Below are 16,158 nucleotides of genomic sequence, written 5' to 3'. Positions count from 1 at the left end.
CAGAGGAGTTGGCAATTTTGGAATATATCATGTTACTTTTCATTGGATTAATCGCAGGAACAGTCGGAAGCCTAGTAGGACTTGGCGGAGGAATTATCATCGTCCCTTTACTAATTGGACTGCATAGTTTATCACCACAACTCGCAGTTGGAACATCAATTGTGACCGTAGTTTTCACTGGTCTCTCCTCTACTCTTACTTATATGAAACATAAGCGAGTAGATTATAAAAGTGGACTTATTTTATTTATAGGGAGCGGTCCTGGAGGGATTATTGGATCGTGGGCAAACAAATTTTTGAATCAGGATTCTTTCTCTTTATATTTTGGAATTTTCCTTATTTTTGTATCTATCCTTCTCTTGTTACGTGATAAATTGAAACCTCTTTCCCTCTCAAATGCAACTGTTATTAAACGATCTTTCACGGATTCTGAAGGTAAAACCGTTTATTATCAATTCCCACCGTTTCTTTCGATTATTATCGCATTTGTAGTTGGTTTCATATCTGGATTATTTGGAATTGGTGGCGGTGTATTGCTCGTTCCAGCAATGATGCTTCTTTTTGCATTCCCTGCACAAATTGCTGTTGCAACTTCAATGTTTATTGTCTTTTTATCAGCAATTGTAAGTTCTTTGACTCATATTTCTCTTGGCAATGTAAGCTGGATTTATGCATTGATTCTTATTCCAGGCGCTTGGATTGGCGGAAAAATCGGAGCTTACATTAATACAAAATTAAGCGGTAATGCGATTATCAACTTATTGCGTATCACATTAATTATTCTTGGAACCAAACTGATTATCAGTTCTTTCCTCTAACGCGTTCTTTTTAGAATGCGTTTTTTCATACGCAGGAATACAAAAACATCCCTAAAATAAAACATAATACTGTACACACACACAACAACATCAAATTTGAAACATGTAATTTGTCCATGGTGATCACACTCCTATAGCTGGGCTGTTACCCCTATGATAGCGAAAAAAAAGACACTTTGCCTTTACAATATGCTAACAATGCAAAATCAATTATTACAAACTTTATCTATTTATTACATAAATTCGTATAATCAATCGATTCAACAAAAAAAAGATGTCATATTGACATCTTTTAGTGAAGGAGTGACCACCCCATAAAATCTTCATGGACTTGACGTGCTCGTTTATCATTTCTATCATACAATTCAGCGTAGCTATCCGTTTCTTCGTCATAAGCCATTGTATAAATAATTTGACCATTTATTTCAACTGATAGAACGACTCCACCTTTCATCTCTTCCACATGTATGACAGCATTAGCTGGAATTTTCATATCAGTCATTTTCGCATCTAACAATATACTAAACCCCCTACAGCGTATTCATTGCTAGTACTATTACACACTAAATAGTATACTACTGTAATAGCATACGTTTCGTCAATAAAATTGCTGTTTATAACAATATAAATACAAATTGAAAAACTGACATAAAACCTGACATAAAACCTTTCTTTGTAAGTGAGAGAGATCATCCGACTATGCATAGAAGCAATCAGCCCCTCTTCTTGCCCCATACCAAGTGAAAGCAAAGAGAAAAACGAGTGCGGTCACATTTTGTTCTTCATAGCAACGATTTATATATTGGAAAATCAAAATGGATATATACATCACCTTTTGTATTTAAATTTATATGTATATCACTTACAATAAACTAATAGAACTAAATAATGGGGTGCTAACATTGATTCTACATAAAGGGGATATACTATTTCGTCAAGGTGAAGAAGGACCTTTATATTTTATTAAAACTGGTCTATTAAAGGTCGTTCGGTTACAAGAAGACGGAACACCATTTTTATTTAATATTATCGTTCCTGGTGAGACAATTCCTCACCATTCTTTAATTTCACCGAAAGAATATCATGGTACAGCCATCGCTTTAATTAAGACAGAGGTCCAGCCCATTGTATGTAATACATGGTACGAAAAACTACAGGAGAATCCAGAATTATATGCTGACATCGCCATGCAACTACAAACGAAATTGCGAATGATGCAGCAACGAATCGATCAATTAACAACTGTTTCTCCAAAAGAACGTCTCCACCGTCTACAAGAGTGGTTCGCACTCTATTTAGGAGGAATTCCCATTTATGAAATATTAACACAAACAGAAATTGGACAACTTATCGGTGTACGTCGTGAAACAGTAAATCGCTTGTTACGAGAACAAACAAAAAACGAGGTAAACTAACACCTCGTTTTTTTGTTTGCCTTATGATAAGCTTGCTGCCGGTCCGAAAAATTCATAATGAATGTGTTCAGGTGAAACTCCCCATTCTACTAAAGCCGCATTAATATGCTTCATAAATGGTACCGGGCCACAGAAGTAAAATTCTGCTTCAGACGTAGGAATGATAGATTGCAGCCAATCTAAATCAATGAAACCTTCTTTATCAAAGTTTTTCATTTGTAGGTCTTGTTCTGTTGGCGAAGAGTAACAAGTGTATGCTTCTACTTGTTCATAGTCGCTCTCTACTTGCTGTACATACTCTTTCATCGCATGCACATTGCTATTTAATGCTGCGTGAATAAAGTATACCTTACGATTTGAAGCTTGCTCAATTAATGTATTTAACATACTCATCATCGGCGTAATACCAACACCGCCACTGATTAACACAACCGGTAAGTTTGAATCCATATTTAATACGAAATCTCCTGCTGGTGCACTTAATGGAAGAATATCTCCTTCTTGGATGTGATCATGTAAATAATTAGATATCTTTCCATCCGGTGTCTCTGTAGCTGTTTCTCGTTTTACACTAATACGATAATAGTCTTTGCCAGAAGCATCTGATAAGCTGTATTGACGATTATGTGTATATGTTTCACCCTCTATATTTAATTGGATCGTTACATATTGACCAGGTAAGAATGAAGATAGCTTCCCTCCATCTTCTGGTTTTAAGTAAAATGATGTGATTACGTCGCTCTCTTTCTCTTTTTTTACAACGATAAAGTTACGGAAATCTTTCCATCCACCTTCTTTTTCCGCTGCCTCTTCATACATTCCTGCTTCGACACTAATAAATGCATCAGCAATTACACCATACGCTTCTCCCCAAGCATCTAACACTTCTTGTGGTGCTTCTGCAACCTCTTTAATTGCTTGTAGTAAACATTTCCCTACAATTGGATAGTGTTCAGCTTTAATTCCTAAACTTCTATGTTTATGAGCAATTTGTTTTACAACAGGAATAATAACTTCTAAATTATCAATATACGTTGCTGCTGCATACACTGCGCTTGCTAAAGCCTGTTGCTGTCTTCCTTTTTTCTGATTTGTATGGTTAAAAATATTTAATAATTCTGGATGTTCCGAGAACATAATTTGATAAAAGCGTGTCGTAATTTCAACACCTTTTTCTTGTAATAATGGTACTGTTGATTTTACAATTTCCATTGTTTTTTCACTTAACATTGTATCCCACTCCTCTATTTCCTTGTCTATTGTTATTGTAAACGAAGCCAAAATGGAAGGTTGTGATTTTAATCACTATAAACACGGTGTTTTTGTGAAAAATATATGAACGATTTAGATTTATCCCGCTATTTGTTACTAAACTAACGAATTAAATATACTCCTTTATATTTTTCCAAAAAAGAAATAAGCTAACCAAAATTTTGGATAGCTTATTTCTTTTTTTGTAGAGCGTGTTCAATTATTAAAAATGACGTTTATTTCATCCAATTTTAGCCAAAACTAATAACGAAAGGAGGTAGACAAAAATGAGATTACAATCTTTCATGATTAGTGCCCTTTCTTTTTTAGCTTCGGCATTAATCTTTTATACAGTTGGCTATGTCTTACTATTAGATTTGTTACCAAAGCATCTCTTTATTATTCTTATTATTCTTTCTGCTCTTATGATTTCCTATCTTATTACACGAAAATCGTTAAATGAGCCGTCTACCAAAACAAAATAATAGAGTGAACCTTTTAGGTTCACTCTATTATCATTTCCTAGGAAAGTTTTTGACTATCTTTGCAAATTCATTTTTTCACCATACTCTTTTACAATTTGAATAATATTTTGAAACGTACCTACTTTTTCTTTTTTATGATTCAATACTTGTAAATCATAATGATCATAATAAGTTTCTAATGCTTTTAACTGGGAAGTTGATGCCCCCTCTATAGGTACAGTAAGATTCACTTCATATTGTTTATATCCTTCTCTAACTTTTTCTCCTTCAATAGTTTCACTCATTTTCTTTCCGACTACCTGTTGCATTTTTTCAGGAAAGATCAATTGAAAATAATACTCCCCTTCTTTTTCTAAAGTTTTATATAAAGAATCCGAGATTGTATAAAATACTGTGTATTTTATTTTTTTCTCATCTGTTTTAATATGAAAAGCAGTAATTTGCATGTCCTTTTTTGTCACTTCTATTAAAGCGTTCACTTTTGTATCATCATTTTGTTGCTCAGTAGCACCTGGAAGTATAGATAAAAGTTGCTCTGTATCAGATTTTGTAAGCATATACGTCTCTTTTTCATCCTGCAGCCACCCTTGGCGAGATTCCCCTCTTAGCCATGCACGATATATTTTCTTCTTTCCGTTTTTCTCAATTTGGATTTCGTACTCTGGTTCTCCAAAACCTCCTGTTATTTGTTGTTTCTTAGCTTTATTAATAATATCTACCACTTTCTTTGCTTCCTCTTGCTTTAAAACCTTTTCAAGCTTTCCTTTTTGTATAATTGTTACTTGTATACTTTCCTGCATAGGATTCACCGTCTCTTCTACTTGTTTTTTCTCCTTTTTTTGTTCAACTTGACTACACGATGCTAATAAAAAAAATAGTAAGAAAAACATCCATTTTCTTTTCAACTTTTTCCCTCCTATCTAGAACAATAAGAAAAGCTTATTGTTCTTGAAAATGAAACAAAAACGTTATGTATGATGAAATAAGATATACTAAATACGAAGGGAGGTTTTCACATGTCCATTAATTTTCATGATGCTCATAATAAGTACACCTACGCCACGCGAAAAGCAGATTCCTCTTGGTGTGAAATGATTCAAAATATAATTGATGTAAGTGGTAAAAACATAATTGATATCGGCTGCGGTGGTGGTATTTATACGAAAGAACTGGCTCTTATGAGAGCTAGCAAAGTCATCGGCTTCGATTTCTCAAAAAAAATGTTGCAAGCGGCAACAGAAAATTGCGCTTCCGTCCCAAACATCTCATTTATTCATGGTGATGCCCACCATATGCCATTTGCTAATGAAACTTTTGATATTGTGATTTCTCGTGCTGTTATCCATCATTTACAAGACATCCCGAAATTTTTACAAGAGGCCTCACGTATCTTAAAGAAAAATGGAATGCTCATTCTTCAAGATCGTACCATTGAAGATTGTACAATTCCAGGAAGCCCAGAACATATTCGTGGGTATTTCTTCTCCATCTATCCTAAACTCATTCAAATAGAGGAAAAGCGAAGACCAAAAGCAACGCACATACAACAACTAATCGCACAAAACGGCATGTATCCACTTCCCCTTCAAACAATGTGGGAAGTGCGAAAAATCCATGATTCTATTGAAACATTATTACAAGATTTATCACCACGCACAGGCCGATCCATTTTATACGAATTAACAGACAATGAACTTTCTCAATTACTCCATCACATTCACTCTAAACTAAACAATATAGCTCCGATTATTGAACAAGATCGTTGGACTATTTGGAGTGCCACAAAATTTTAAGAAAGCCCCACATAATTTTGTGAGGCTTTCTCCTTTCATAACCTAATTTTGCAACATTCTTGATACCCTCCACTTCTGGCCTGTGCACTTCCACACTTTGGACATACTAAGTATCTGGATTGACTTGTCAACAAACTTCCTTTTTGAAAAAGTAACACTTCTGCTTGTTTAAATGACCGCGAATAATATAACCATATGAAACCACAAATTACTATAATTCCGAACAATACACCCATCGCAAGCATTTCCGTCACCTCTTTTTGGTTTGTTCTTTCCAGCAAGTGGATTGTAGTATTATTCTCTATTAATAAAAAAGATTCCTGCCTTCCTGTTCTAATTGTCATATTTCTCAAAAAATTTTTACATAACCTCTATACTTTTACGTACTTTTTACAAAAGATTCCCTTCCACTTCTCATACAATAAAGTGAAACGTCCATCAGTAAGGCTTTTCTTCATCCCTCACTGATTATCAACTCTCACCAATCGGGTCTTTACGGGCAGTAAGTAAAAATCCACACCCTAAAATAATTTTAATTGAGGAGTGTCAATATGAACTATTTCTTATTACTCCCTTTTCTTATCAAACTAATTTTTTCTTTTCTATCCCCTTCTTCTCCACCTACCGACGTATCCGTGCAAATTCTCGGCCTCAATGATTTCCACGGCCAATTAAATACGACTTCAGCGTTGCACGATAAAGCTGTAGGGCGTGCTGATTACATATCTGCTTACATTCAATCCTACCGCGATAAAAACCCTAACACCTTACTTGTTCATACAGGAGATATGATTGGTGGGAGTCCTCCGATTTCAGCACTTTTTCATGATGAACCAACGATGGAGTTTTTAAATAATCTTCAATTTGATGTTGGTACAATAGGAAACCATGAGTTCGATAGGGGGCCCATTGCTCTGCAACAACTAATTAATGGCGAATCCGTTACACAAACAAGTTCATTTTCAGGTAGCTCCTTTCCTTATATATCCGCAAATATTGTATACAGTGAAACGAATCAACCACTCTTCCCCCCCTATATAATTAAATGGATTGATGGGATTCCAATCGCCTTCATCGGCGTTTCTACAAACGATACTCCTTTTTTAACAATGTACAACGATATGTCTTCTATTCGTTTTTTAGATGAAGCTTCTTCGATTAATCTTTATGTGTATCAACTACAAAAGAAAGGCATTCATGCATTTGTTATTCTTGCCCACCTAGGTGGTAATACGACAGAAAGTAATACAAATGGACCTTTAGCTGATTTAGCTAATCAAATAGATCCTGATGTTGATATCATTTTTGGTGGTCATACCCACTCCTATATAAATGGAAATGTGAACGGCAAATTGCTTGTTCAAGCCTACTCATACGGAAAAGCATTTTCAAACGTCACCTTTACATTAAATCGTAAAACGAAAGATATTACGAAAAAAGCTGCAACAATTGTCCCTGTCTATCAAAATGCAATTTCTCCTGATTTACACACAAGAAACTGGATAGATTCTTACGCCTCAAAAATCCAATCTAAAGTAGAGGAACAACTCGGAATAACGGACCATGAGTTAACTCGTAATCAAAATGAACACGGCCAATCAAATTTAGGAACAGTTCTCGCAATAGCCCAGCGCCAAACTATGCAGGCGGATATTGCTTTTGTAAATCCTGGGAGCATCCGGCATAATTTAAAAAAAGGAACAATTACATGGGAAGATACCTTCCTCATACAACCATTCGGCAACAAATTAATTAAAATGTATTTGTCTGGAAAAGAAATTCGAAACGTCTTGCAAGAGCAATGGAAAGAAGAAACTCGCATGCTACAAATTTCAGGGATTCGTTATAGTTGGAAAAATAACATCGTCCAAACAATTTCATTAGATGACGGAACACCATTACGCGATGATCAAATATACTCTGTAGTAGTCAATTCTTTCTTAGCAAATGGAGGAGATAAATTTTTGACATTTAAAGAGGGCAGAAATCGCTCCGAAGGCCCGACAGATCAGGAAGCTTTTGCAAATTTTATTCGTTCTATTTCTCATATAGATACACTCCCTCAAAATTTTTTACAGAAAATCTATTGACTTTATGAAAAAAACATGTAAAAATACTGTCAGAATACTTGAACAAAATTCATTGACGAGAACGAGTACGTTATATAAAGCTGTTCCCCAGAGAGTTGGCATCTTGCTGAAAGCCAACGTTCAGCTCGTAACCGAAAATCATCTCCGAGAAGTAGAACCGAAGGATGTAGTAAGTTCTTACCGGTCGTCCCCCGTTACAAGGAACACGTATCATGTTGTACGTTGCAAAGCCGCATACATATAGATGTATTTCTACGTGTATGAACTAGGGTGGTATCGCGGGTAAATATAACTCGTCCCTTTTTAAGGGGCGAGTTTTTTGTGTTCTTACGAATGAATTTTTATAAAAGGAGGAAACACAATGAACACTGTATCAAAAAAACATGTTTTTTTCACAGGTCTTATGCTATTTTCTTTATTTTTTGGAGCAGGTAATTTAATTTTCCCTCCAATGCTTGGACAAAACGCTGGTGAAAACTTTTGGCCAGCAATGCTCGGGTTTTTACTAACAGGAGTTGGCTTACCGTTATTAACTGTTATTGCAATCTCTCTTTCAGGAAATGGAATGCAACAACTTGCAAGTCATGTTCACCCTTTATTTGGAATTTCATTTACAGTAGTTGTATATATTGCAATTGGCCCTTCCATGGGAATTCCACGTGTCGCTAACGTCGCTTACGAAATGGGTGTTAGTTCTTTCTTACCAGAAACAATTCGTACTAGTAGCTTATCCTTATTTATATATACGGTCATTTTTTTCACTATCGTATTTTGGCTTAGCTTAAATCCTTCTAAACTCGTTGATCGTATCGGAAATGTGCTAACACCTATTTTACTATTCTCTATTTTCTTATTGTTTGTAAAAAGTGTTTTCACACCACTCGGAAATTCAGGTCCATCGATGCAGGAGTATCAAACTTCTCCTATTTTCAAAGGATTTATGGAAGGATATTTAACAATGGATACGATCTCGGCACTTGCATTTGGGATTATCGTCGTGAATGCAATTCGCTCAAAAGGTGTAGAAGATCGTAAAGCTGTTGCAATTGCAACGACAAAAGCAGGACTTATTGCAGCTGCAGGGCTCGTACTCGTATATGGAGCACTTGGCTGGCTAGGTGTAACTAGTGTTTCACTTGGATATGCAAAAAATGGCGGTCAATTACTTACTGTTATTGTACAACAGTTATTCGGCCCATATGGCCTTGCCTTATTAGCGGTTATCGTTACACTGGCTTGTTTAACAACATGCGTTGGACTTGTATCAGCATGTAGCCAATATTTCTCAACATTATTTGCGAAATTTTCTTACAAAGAGCTAGCAGGTATCATTTGTGTATTAGGACTTCTAGTAGCAAACCTAGGCTTAACAAAAATCATTGCAATCTCTGTTCCAATTTTACTAGTTGTATATCCAATTGCTATCGTACTCGTACTATTATCATTACTCCATAAGTACTTTGGTGGTTACCGTTCTGTTTATGTTGGTGCTTTAATCGGGGCTGCAGTAATAAGTATGTTTGATGGACTAAAGAAAGGAAATGTATCTGTTACATTCATTACCTCTTACTTTGAATTTATTCCATTTTATAATGAAGGAATTGGTTGGTTATTACCAGCGCTTGCTGGAGCAACAATCGGTCTTGTAGTCGCAAAATTAAAGGGCACAAAACCAATACCACTAACGGAAACTCCTTCTGAACCTAAAGCATCTTAGTGAAAAACTCCCGATTAAGGGAGTTTTTTACACTTGGTAGGAAGTATGACTGAAACTACTTATTTTATACGCTTTCGTATAATACTCAAGGTTTGTATCAACTGTTTCTACTTTCACAACATCATAGCAATCTGTTTGTTTTACTAGAAATAAATAATATTCTTCTGTCGCTTCAATTATCGCAATACAATCTGTTTCGATATCGTATTGCTCCTTAAGTGCTTGCAATGCATTCACGTAGTTTTCTAACTTTTTATTTTTACCCATTTCAAATACTGTTTGAACTAACATACACAATCTCCCCCTTTGTATGTACTATTTCCAACCGAATGATAACGCTTACAAACGAATGCGTCAATAACGTAAAACTTTAATCAGCGGGGTTTTCTTCATCCCCCACTGATTATTAACCCTCACCAATCGAGCTTTTACGGGCAGTTGCTCCATCCCCTAACCTCTTTGCTTTCACTGAATTTTGAGGTAGAGATCTTACTGCCCGTAAATAGCGGGATAAAGACAACTTCCACCAATGAAACAAGTCATATACAGTGGAAGCCACATTTTATTTCGTTAATTGATGTCGAAATGCATAAATAACAGCCTGTGTACGATCACTTACATTCAACTTGTTTAATATATTACTTACATGTGTCTTTACGGTTTTTAATGCAATAAATAAATCATCCGCAATTTCTTGATTACTCTTTCCCTCTGCAATTAATAATAAGATTTCAAACTCTCGTTCTGTTAAATCTTCATGAAGTGGCTGTTCTTTCTTTTGACGCATACGGGACATCATTTTCCCAGTAACTTTCGGCTCAAGTACTGTTTCCCCATCATAAGTCGCTCGTACTGCATCTGCGATATCGCTCGCTCTTGATGTTTTTAATAAATAGCTCGTTGCACCTGCTTCAATAACAGGATATAGTTTTTCATCGTCTAAAAAACTTGTCACGACAACTATTTTTGCTTCCGGCCATTCTTGAATAATGGCACGCGTTGCCTCAACACCATCCATTTCATCCATAACAAGATCCATTAAAATAATATCTGGCTTTAATGCTAATGCTAATTCTGAACCTTTTCTTCCATTTTCAGCTTCGCCAACCACTTCGATATCCGGCTGAGTTGATAAATACGCTGATACACCCATCCGCACCATTTCATGATCATCTACAAGCAGTACTTTAATCATGCTACTCCCCCTCTCTCTCTATTATAATTGGTACTTTCACTTCAATTTGTGTACCTTTATTCGGAAAACTTAGTACCTTTAGTGTTCCACCAATTTCATGAACACGCTCTTGAATAGACCTCAGACCATATGATCCAGCTTTATTGACACCTACTTCAAACCCAACACCATCATCAATGATTTTTAAAATTGCATATTGATCGATTTGACGAAGACGAACTTCCGTTTTCTTTGCCTTCGCATGCCGTAACGTATTGGATAAAGCTTCTTGCACAATACGGAATAAATGATCTTCCACACCTTTTTTCAATTGAATTGGCTCAATCAACCATTCAATTTTCATATGCTGTTTTCTTGAAAGCTCTGTTAGTAACTCTTCTATACCTTCTGTTAATTTTTTACCTTCAAGTTGTACAGGACGTAAATGAAGCAGCAATGCTCTCATTTCTGATTGTGCATTTACGACCATATTTTCCACAAGCTGCAATTGCTTTTTTGTTGTTTCTGGAATTTGAGCTACCTGTTCATTAATAGCTGACATCATCATAGACATTGCAAAAAGCTGCTGACTCACTGAATCATGCAGTTCTCTAGCTAATCGATGCCTTTCTTGAGAAATAGCTTCTTGTCTCATCTCTTCATTCCAATGAGCTCGTTCATTCGTTACTTTTTGAAATAATCCGGCTTGTTCCTCTAATCGCTTAGCAAGCGCAATTACTTTTCTCTCTACTTCATGAAATTCATCCTCTGCAGTAAACGAAACGTCTTTTGGAAAATTACCTCGCTCTACTTCAAATAAAAAAGTATTTAAACCTTGAATACGCTGCTGCATATAGTAACCAATTGCATATCCAACAATTCCCCCAATAAGAAGACTTGTGCTCATAATGAACAAGCTAATTGGAACAGAAGCAATGGATTCTTTCCACAATAAATCGTATACATCTTCTCTACTTTTCCATACATATACAATCGTACAAATAATTGCAATACTAACAGAAGATAACATAGAGTAACGAATATACATCCATGAAATATTCTTTTGCTTTTTCATTATACTTTCCTCACTTCCGTATCGCCTACGACAAGCGAAGAAATTATTTTAATACGCCGAGGAGCTTCCCTATACTGTTCTGTTTTGAATGTAACATTTCGATTAAATCCTGTCTCTTCATGTCCTGGAAGTAGTACTCTACCAACAATAACAGAATGATTTAAAGATAATTCAATATCGTACGGAACATACAAACGAATGTTACCAATAACGCCACGAATAACGATAACCGTTTCTCCTTCAGGAATCATCGCCGTCGTCAAGTCAATTTCAACATCACCGACTCCGTACTGGACATTAATATCCTCTAATTCATAAATATGATCCATCATTCTTACGTTACCTACCATCATATTTTTAAGATATGGTTCTGTACGATAGATTTGTTTTTCTTCATCTATATATCCTTTTTCCTTAATTTCTACCTGTACAGTTTTTGGCTTCTGCTGTCCTTGTATAAGCTGATAACCGATGAAAGCTAAGCAAGTAACTACAACAAGCACGAAGGCTGCTGATGAAAACAGAAAGAATAAAAAAATAAGTCCTCCGACAAATAAAAACACATTACCTCTCACATAGCGATTCTTTTTCCGATAATGCCTTCCGAACATAATCATAATAAATGCAAAAATAAGAGCACCCGGTTCAAAATGTCCGAGAATCATATCAAGAAAAAGACCAAATCCAAATATGATGAGGAGCATCCCCACTAGTTGTGATTTTGAAAATTGTTTCTTCATTTCAGCTCCCCTCCTTCTTGTCACATATAAATAGAAGAAAAAGGTATTGCTTTCCAACACCTTTTCTTCTATCACTATATCATAAGCTCGTTTTATAATGTACTACAATTATTTTGTTACTTCTTTTGTTAAGGATACTTCATCCTTTTCTTTCATTTCACGCTCAAGCTTTGCAATTTTCATATCAAATGTATCACGCTCATGATCTTCATTCATGCGAAGTTCTAAATCACGAATGTGATCTTCAATTTCTTCAAATCGTAAGAATGGGTTGTTCTCATCCATTTTATGAAGAGCTGTATTCATGCGACGGTTCGCATGAGCCATGTTTTCACGTGCCATTAATTCCATACGCTTTGCATTCATTTCTTTTAGTTTATTTTTCATTTCAGAAAGACTGCGTTCTAACTCATCAATTTGCTCCACTACACCTGCATACATTTCTTCTAGTCGAGCTACTTGCCCTTCATAATATGCTACTTCTTCTAATGCACGTTCATGCAATTGCATTTCCCCTGCTTCTTGTGCAATTATCGCCTGTTTTGATCGCTTATTTACGAAATAACGAGCCTGCTCAAGTTCCCGAGCAAAATTAGATTTTAGTGTTTTATGACGCTGAATTAACTTTTCAATTTTTGTTACTTCACGCTCGCTATCGCGTAAATATTGATTTAACATAGCGATTGGATTTTTTCTTTCTTTCTCATCTAAAACATTATGAAAATCTGCTAAAATTGCATCGCGTACACGTCCGAATAAAGATTGTTTCATTATAATCTTCCTCTCTTCTACTTTATGATTTAAATTGTTTTATATTAGTTTTTCATTAACTTGTTCCACTCATCTTCAAAGTTGCTATATCGTTTAGAGCCTTCTGAAGCAGAATCAACTACTACATCTTTTTCTTTTTTCCACTCACGGTATCCATAGTATAGAACTACTAATGCTACGATACCGATTAATGCTGGAGAATGGGAAAGGGCAATTGACAAGCCGATTAAACCGACAATACCCCAAGCTAACTTTCCAAAAAATGATTGTGCTCGCACAAATGATTTATAGCTCCAGTACACAATCCCTGCTCCAATTACGAATCCTACAATACCAGCAAGACTACCAAGAGCAATCAAAGCCAAAATACCGGCCGCGATAAACGCTAAAAATTGTTTCATCTTGTGCTTGCCTCCCTTCGATTTGATACTCTTATCTTAACTATTTTTTTGACTTTCCATAACGAGCTTAAGAACCGTTTTCGAATCAGACTTAAGACCTATTCCGGGTCAGCCCTACATTAAGATGCATATAAAGTTAAACAAAGCAGGTTGGAAGTAAGTATATACGCTTCATAAAGAAAAGAGGATGCCTTATATAAGACATCCTCTTTTCTTTATGCTGTTTTATGATATTGCTTTTTTTCCGCTACCTTTGAAAATCTTGGAAAACCTATTAAGATAGAAATGATACCACAAACTCCAACTAAGATTGGATAAAACGCATATGGCAACAATTCAACCGGTGACAATGCCGCAAATCCTGCCGCCGTTAACATTTGAGCACCATATGGAACTAATCCTTGTACACAACATGAGAAAAGATCCAATACACTCGCTGATTTTCGTGGATCAATTTCATATTGATCGGCAATATTTTTTGCAAGCGGTCCTGTGAAAATAATAGAAATTGTGTTATTCGCTGTACACATATTCGTCATACTCACTAAACCGGCGATTCCAAACTCCGCGCCTCTTTTCGAACGAATATTACGTGTTAATATATCCATTAAATATTGAATACCACCATTATATTGAATGAGTTCAACCATTCCACCGATTAAAATTGCTAGTAATACTAACTCCATCATACCGCCAATGCCAGTCGTTACACTTTTAAAGAAACTCGCTAATGTATAACTTCCATCTATTAGGCCGATAATGCCAGATAATACAGTTCCACCTGTTAATACGATGAGCACATTCCATCCAAGCAACGCTGTAACAAGTACACCTGCGTATGGTAAAATTTTCACCCAATCAAACATATGAGCTTTAATTTCTGTATGATTCCCTAATGTAATAACTACTAATAGTACAATCGTTATAATTGCAGCTGGCAGTACAATTAAAAAGTTCGTTTTAAACTTATCTTTCATTTCTGTTCCTTGCGAACGAACAGCTGCAATTGTCGTGTCAGAAATAAATGATAGATTATCACCAAACATTGCCCCACCGACAACTGTTGCCATCGTTAACGCAATAGAAATATCTGTTTGCTGGCTAATCCCTACAGCAATTGGTGCTAACGCTGCAATAGTCCCCATCGAAGTTCCCATCGCTAGTGAAATAAAGGCCCCTATAACAAAAATCCCAGCAACGATAAACCCTTGCGGTAAAATAGATAGTGCTAAATTAACTGTAGAGTCAACTCCACCCATTCCTTTTGCTGTTTCAGAAAACGCACCAGCAAGTACAAAAATCAACACCATAATCATAATATCCGGATTACCAGCCCCTTTGGCAAACCGTTCAACTTTCACTGTAAAGCTTTCCTTACGATTCATCACTAACGCTGTTCCTACAGCTATTAAAATCGCAACAAGTATCGGCAATTTATAGAAATCACCTGTAATAATGCCAGAACCAATAAATAGCCCCAAAAATATTCCAAGCGGTAATAACGCCAAACCATTCCCTCTCGTTTGTTTCAAAATAACATCTCTCCCTATTTCTAAACCTTTTCTATTCAATAACAAAAGACCTCTTCCGAAAAGAAGAGGTCTTATAATTCTATAAGAAACACTCTCCTCATCTTTCAAGCACATGCTTGCTGGATTTGGCACAGCACTCCATCGTGAGTCCGCTGCCGAGGCATCGTAGGGCCAGTCCCTCCGCCTCTCTTTATAAGAAGGTTTCATATTTTATTTTTAATAATAATTTCTTTCCTAACTTTACTCGCTTACAAATCAAAAGTCAATTATTATTTGTATAAAAACAGTTGGTATTTTTTTGATATTTATACAAAAACACGAATAAATCAGCATAAAGAAAGGAAAATAGTCATTTTAATTTTTGAATTTCTTTTTCTAAAATTGCAATCCAAGGAAGCTTTTCTTTTTCAATTTCCTCCATAAGCCATTTGGCCGTATCCCACGCTACATTATGTTCTTCTTCAGAAATATCTCCAGCTATATACGCTTCTTCTAATTCATCTTCATCCAGTAAATATACCTCACCATTAGGTAATAACACTACATCCAAATATAAATCGTCGAAATAGGGCATACCTCGCCCATCTATTCTAAATTTTTTTGCCACATCAATATAATACTGCACTAAGTTCTTCTTTTCATCGAGCATAGCTGTAATCGCGAAGTTCTTATCATTTATAAAATACTGCACCCATGTGTATCCATCATTTACAATGCAAAGTTCTTGATTATTATATTGCTTGTAACTAGGCTCTGTCACTTTGGGCGTATGCAGTATCCCTAACATTCCTTGCTCTATGATCTTCACTTCATATGTTTTCTCTATTAGCCGTTCCCAGGACGAACCATCTCCGTATTTCCGTTTCATTATTCTCTCTCCTTTACTATACAGAAAA

The 16,158-nt window shown here is 35.8% G+C and carries 18 protein-coding genes, 1 riboswitch and 1 other annotated feature; of the genes, 6 read left to right on the top strand and 12 right to left on the bottom strand.

Going from position 1 to position 16,158, the window contains the following annotated elements; all coding sequences use genetic code 11:
* Positions 1 to 17 precede the first annotated feature (17 nt).
* Positions 18 to 818, top strand: coding sequence for a sulfite exporter TauE/SafE family protein (locus JDS96_RS06855; RefSeq protein ID WP_018764237.1), 801 nt, complete (start codon positions 18 to 20; stop codon positions 816 to 818).
* Positions 819 to 1,110: 292 nt separating this feature from the next.
* Here JDS96_RS06855 and JDS96_RS06850 read toward each other — a convergent pair whose 3' ends face one another.
* Positions 1,111 to 1,335 carry a hypothetical protein gene (locus JDS96_RS06850; protein WP_199666441.1) on the bottom strand — a complete coding sequence of 75 codons (225 nt, stop codon included), beginning with the start codon at positions 1,333 to 1,335 and terminating at the stop codon, positions 1,111 to 1,113.
* A gap of 385 nt (positions 1,336 to 1,720) precedes the next feature.
* On the opposite strand from JDS96_RS06850, the gene JDS96_RS06845 reads away from it, so the two are divergent.
* The gene (locus JDS96_RS06845; protein WP_018764236.1) at positions 1,721 to 2,233 is read left to right on the top strand and encodes a Crp/Fnr family transcriptional regulator; all 513 of its coding nucleotides are present in this window, start codon (positions 1,721 to 1,723) and stop codon (positions 2,231 to 2,233) included.
* Positions 2,234 to 2,254: 21 nt separating this feature from the next.
* Here JDS96_RS06845 and hmpA read toward each other — a convergent pair whose 3' ends face one another.
* Positions 2,255 to 3,463 carry an NO-inducible flavohemoprotein gene (gene hmpA / locus JDS96_RS06840; RefSeq protein WP_199666440.1) on the bottom strand — a complete coding sequence of 403 codons (1,209 nt, stop codon included), beginning with the start codon at positions 3,461 to 3,463 and terminating at the stop codon, positions 2,255 to 2,257.
* A gap of 308 nt (positions 3,464 to 3,771) precedes the next feature.
* Between hmpA and JDS96_RS06835 the strand changes: the two genes are divergently transcribed.
* Positions 3,772 to 3,969, top strand: coding sequence for a hypothetical protein (locus tag JDS96_RS06835; protein ID WP_016131282.1), 198 nt, complete (start codon positions 3,772 to 3,774; stop codon positions 3,967 to 3,969).
* Positions 3,970 to 4,022: 53 nt separating this feature from the next.
* On the opposite strand, the gene JDS96_RS06830 is transcribed toward JDS96_RS06835, so the two are convergent.
* The gene (locus JDS96_RS06830) at positions 4,023 to 4,874 is read right to left on the bottom strand and encodes a YhfM domain-containing protein (protein ID WP_199666439.1); all 852 of its coding nucleotides are present in this window, start codon (positions 4,872 to 4,874) and stop codon (positions 4,023 to 4,025) included.
* A gap of 111 nt (positions 4,875 to 4,985) precedes the next feature.
* On the opposite strand from JDS96_RS06830, the gene JDS96_RS06825 reads away from it, so the two are divergent.
* Complete coding sequence (locus JDS96_RS06825; protein WP_199666438.1) at positions 4,986 to 5,762, top strand: class I SAM-dependent methyltransferase; 777 nt, start codon at positions 4,986 to 4,988, stop codon at positions 5,760 to 5,762.
* A 35-nt stretch (positions 5,763 to 5,797) separates the two neighbouring features.
* On the opposite strand, the gene JDS96_RS06820 is transcribed toward JDS96_RS06825, so the two are convergent.
* Positions 5,798 to 6,007 carry a hypothetical protein gene (locus JDS96_RS06820; RefSeq protein ID WP_016114037.1) on the bottom strand — a complete coding sequence of 70 codons (210 nt, stop codon included), beginning with the start codon at positions 6,005 to 6,007 and terminating at the stop codon, positions 5,798 to 5,800.
* A 306-nt stretch (positions 6,008 to 6,313) separates the two neighbouring features.
* On the opposite strand from JDS96_RS06820, the gene JDS96_RS06815 reads away from it, so the two are divergent.
* Both JDS96_RS06815 and brnQ3 read left to right on the top strand, forming a co-directional pair.
* Positions 6,314 to 7,852 carry a bifunctional metallophosphatase/5'-nucleotidase gene (locus JDS96_RS06815; RefSeq protein WP_018764232.1) on the top strand — a complete coding sequence of 513 codons (1,539 nt, stop codon included), beginning with the start codon at positions 6,314 to 6,316 and terminating at the stop codon, positions 7,850 to 7,852.
* A 43-nt stretch (positions 7,853 to 7,895) separates the two neighbouring features.
* Positions 7,896 to 8,156: a binding site (T-box leader), on the top strand.
* A gap of 57 nt (positions 8,157 to 8,213) precedes the next feature.
* Positions 8,214 to 9,569, top strand: a complete 1,356-nt coding sequence (gene brnQ3 / locus JDS96_RS06810) for a branched-chain amino acid transport system II carrier protein BrnQ3 (RefSeq protein WP_199666437.1) — start codon at positions 8,214 to 8,216, stop codon at positions 9,567 to 9,569.
* 27 nt (positions 9,570 to 9,596) lie between these two features.
* On the opposite strand, the gene JDS96_RS06805 is transcribed toward brnQ3, so the two are convergent.
* The 8 genes from JDS96_RS06805 to JDS96_RS06770 form a co-directional block, all read right to left on the bottom strand.
* Complete coding sequence (locus JDS96_RS06805) at positions 9,597 to 9,860, bottom strand: DUF3992 domain-containing protein (RefSeq protein ID WP_088094147.1); 264 nt, start codon at positions 9,858 to 9,860, stop codon at positions 9,597 to 9,599.
* Between the two features lie 271 nt (positions 9,861 to 10,131).
* Positions 10,132 to 10,764 (bottom strand): response regulator, encoded by a 633-nt coding sequence (locus JDS96_RS06800; protein WP_016114033.1) that lies wholly within the window; start codon positions 10,762 to 10,764, stop codon positions 10,132 to 10,134.
* Between the two features lies 1 nt (position 10,765).
* On the bottom strand, positions 10,766 to 11,818 hold the full coding sequence (locus JDS96_RS06795; protein WP_003196236.1) for a sensor histidine kinase: 1,053 nt from the start codon (positions 11,816 to 11,818) through the stop codon (positions 10,766 to 10,768).
* Positions 11,818 to 12,558, bottom strand: a complete 741-nt coding sequence (gene liaF / locus JDS96_RS06790; RefSeq protein WP_016114031.1) for a cell wall-active antibiotics response protein LiaF — start codon at positions 12,556 to 12,558, stop codon at positions 11,818 to 11,820. Before liaF ends, JDS96_RS06795 begins: the two co-directional genes overlap by 1 nt.
* Before the next feature lie 108 nt (positions 12,559 to 12,666).
* Positions 12,667 to 13,329 (bottom strand): PspA/IM30 family protein, encoded by a 663-nt coding sequence (locus JDS96_RS06785; RefSeq protein ID WP_199666436.1) that lies wholly within the window; start codon positions 13,327 to 13,329, stop codon positions 12,667 to 12,669.
* 44 nt (positions 13,330 to 13,373) lie between these two features.
* The gene (locus JDS96_RS06780) at positions 13,374 to 13,730 is read right to left on the bottom strand and encodes a lmo0954 family membrane protein (protein ID WP_016114029.1); all 357 of its coding nucleotides are present in this window, start codon (positions 13,728 to 13,730) and stop codon (positions 13,374 to 13,376) included.
* A gap of 215 nt (positions 13,731 to 13,945) precedes the next feature.
* Positions 13,946 to 15,262, bottom strand: a complete 1,317-nt coding sequence (locus JDS96_RS06775) for a Na+/H+ antiporter NhaC family protein (protein ID WP_199666435.1) — start codon at positions 15,260 to 15,262, stop codon at positions 13,946 to 13,948.
* A gap of 94 nt (positions 15,263 to 15,356) precedes the next feature.
* Positions 15,357 to 15,461, bottom strand: a riboswitch (SAM riboswitch).
* A gap of 150 nt (positions 15,462 to 15,611) precedes the next feature.
* Positions 15,612 to 16,130 carry a ribonuclease FAU-1 family protein gene (locus JDS96_RS06770; protein ID WP_018781009.1) on the bottom strand — a complete coding sequence of 173 codons (519 nt, stop codon included), beginning with the start codon at positions 16,128 to 16,130 and terminating at the stop codon, positions 15,612 to 15,614.
* Between the last annotated feature and the right edge of the window lie 28 nt (positions 16,131 to 16,158).

It is taken from the genome of Bacillus cereus group sp. N21 (assembly GCF_016483395.1).
GTDB classification, from domain to species: domain Bacteria; phylum Bacillota; class Bacilli; order Bacillales; family Bacillaceae_G; genus Bacillus_A; species Bacillus_A pseudomycoides.
This window is presented reverse-complemented; position numbering and strand designations above follow the sequence as displayed.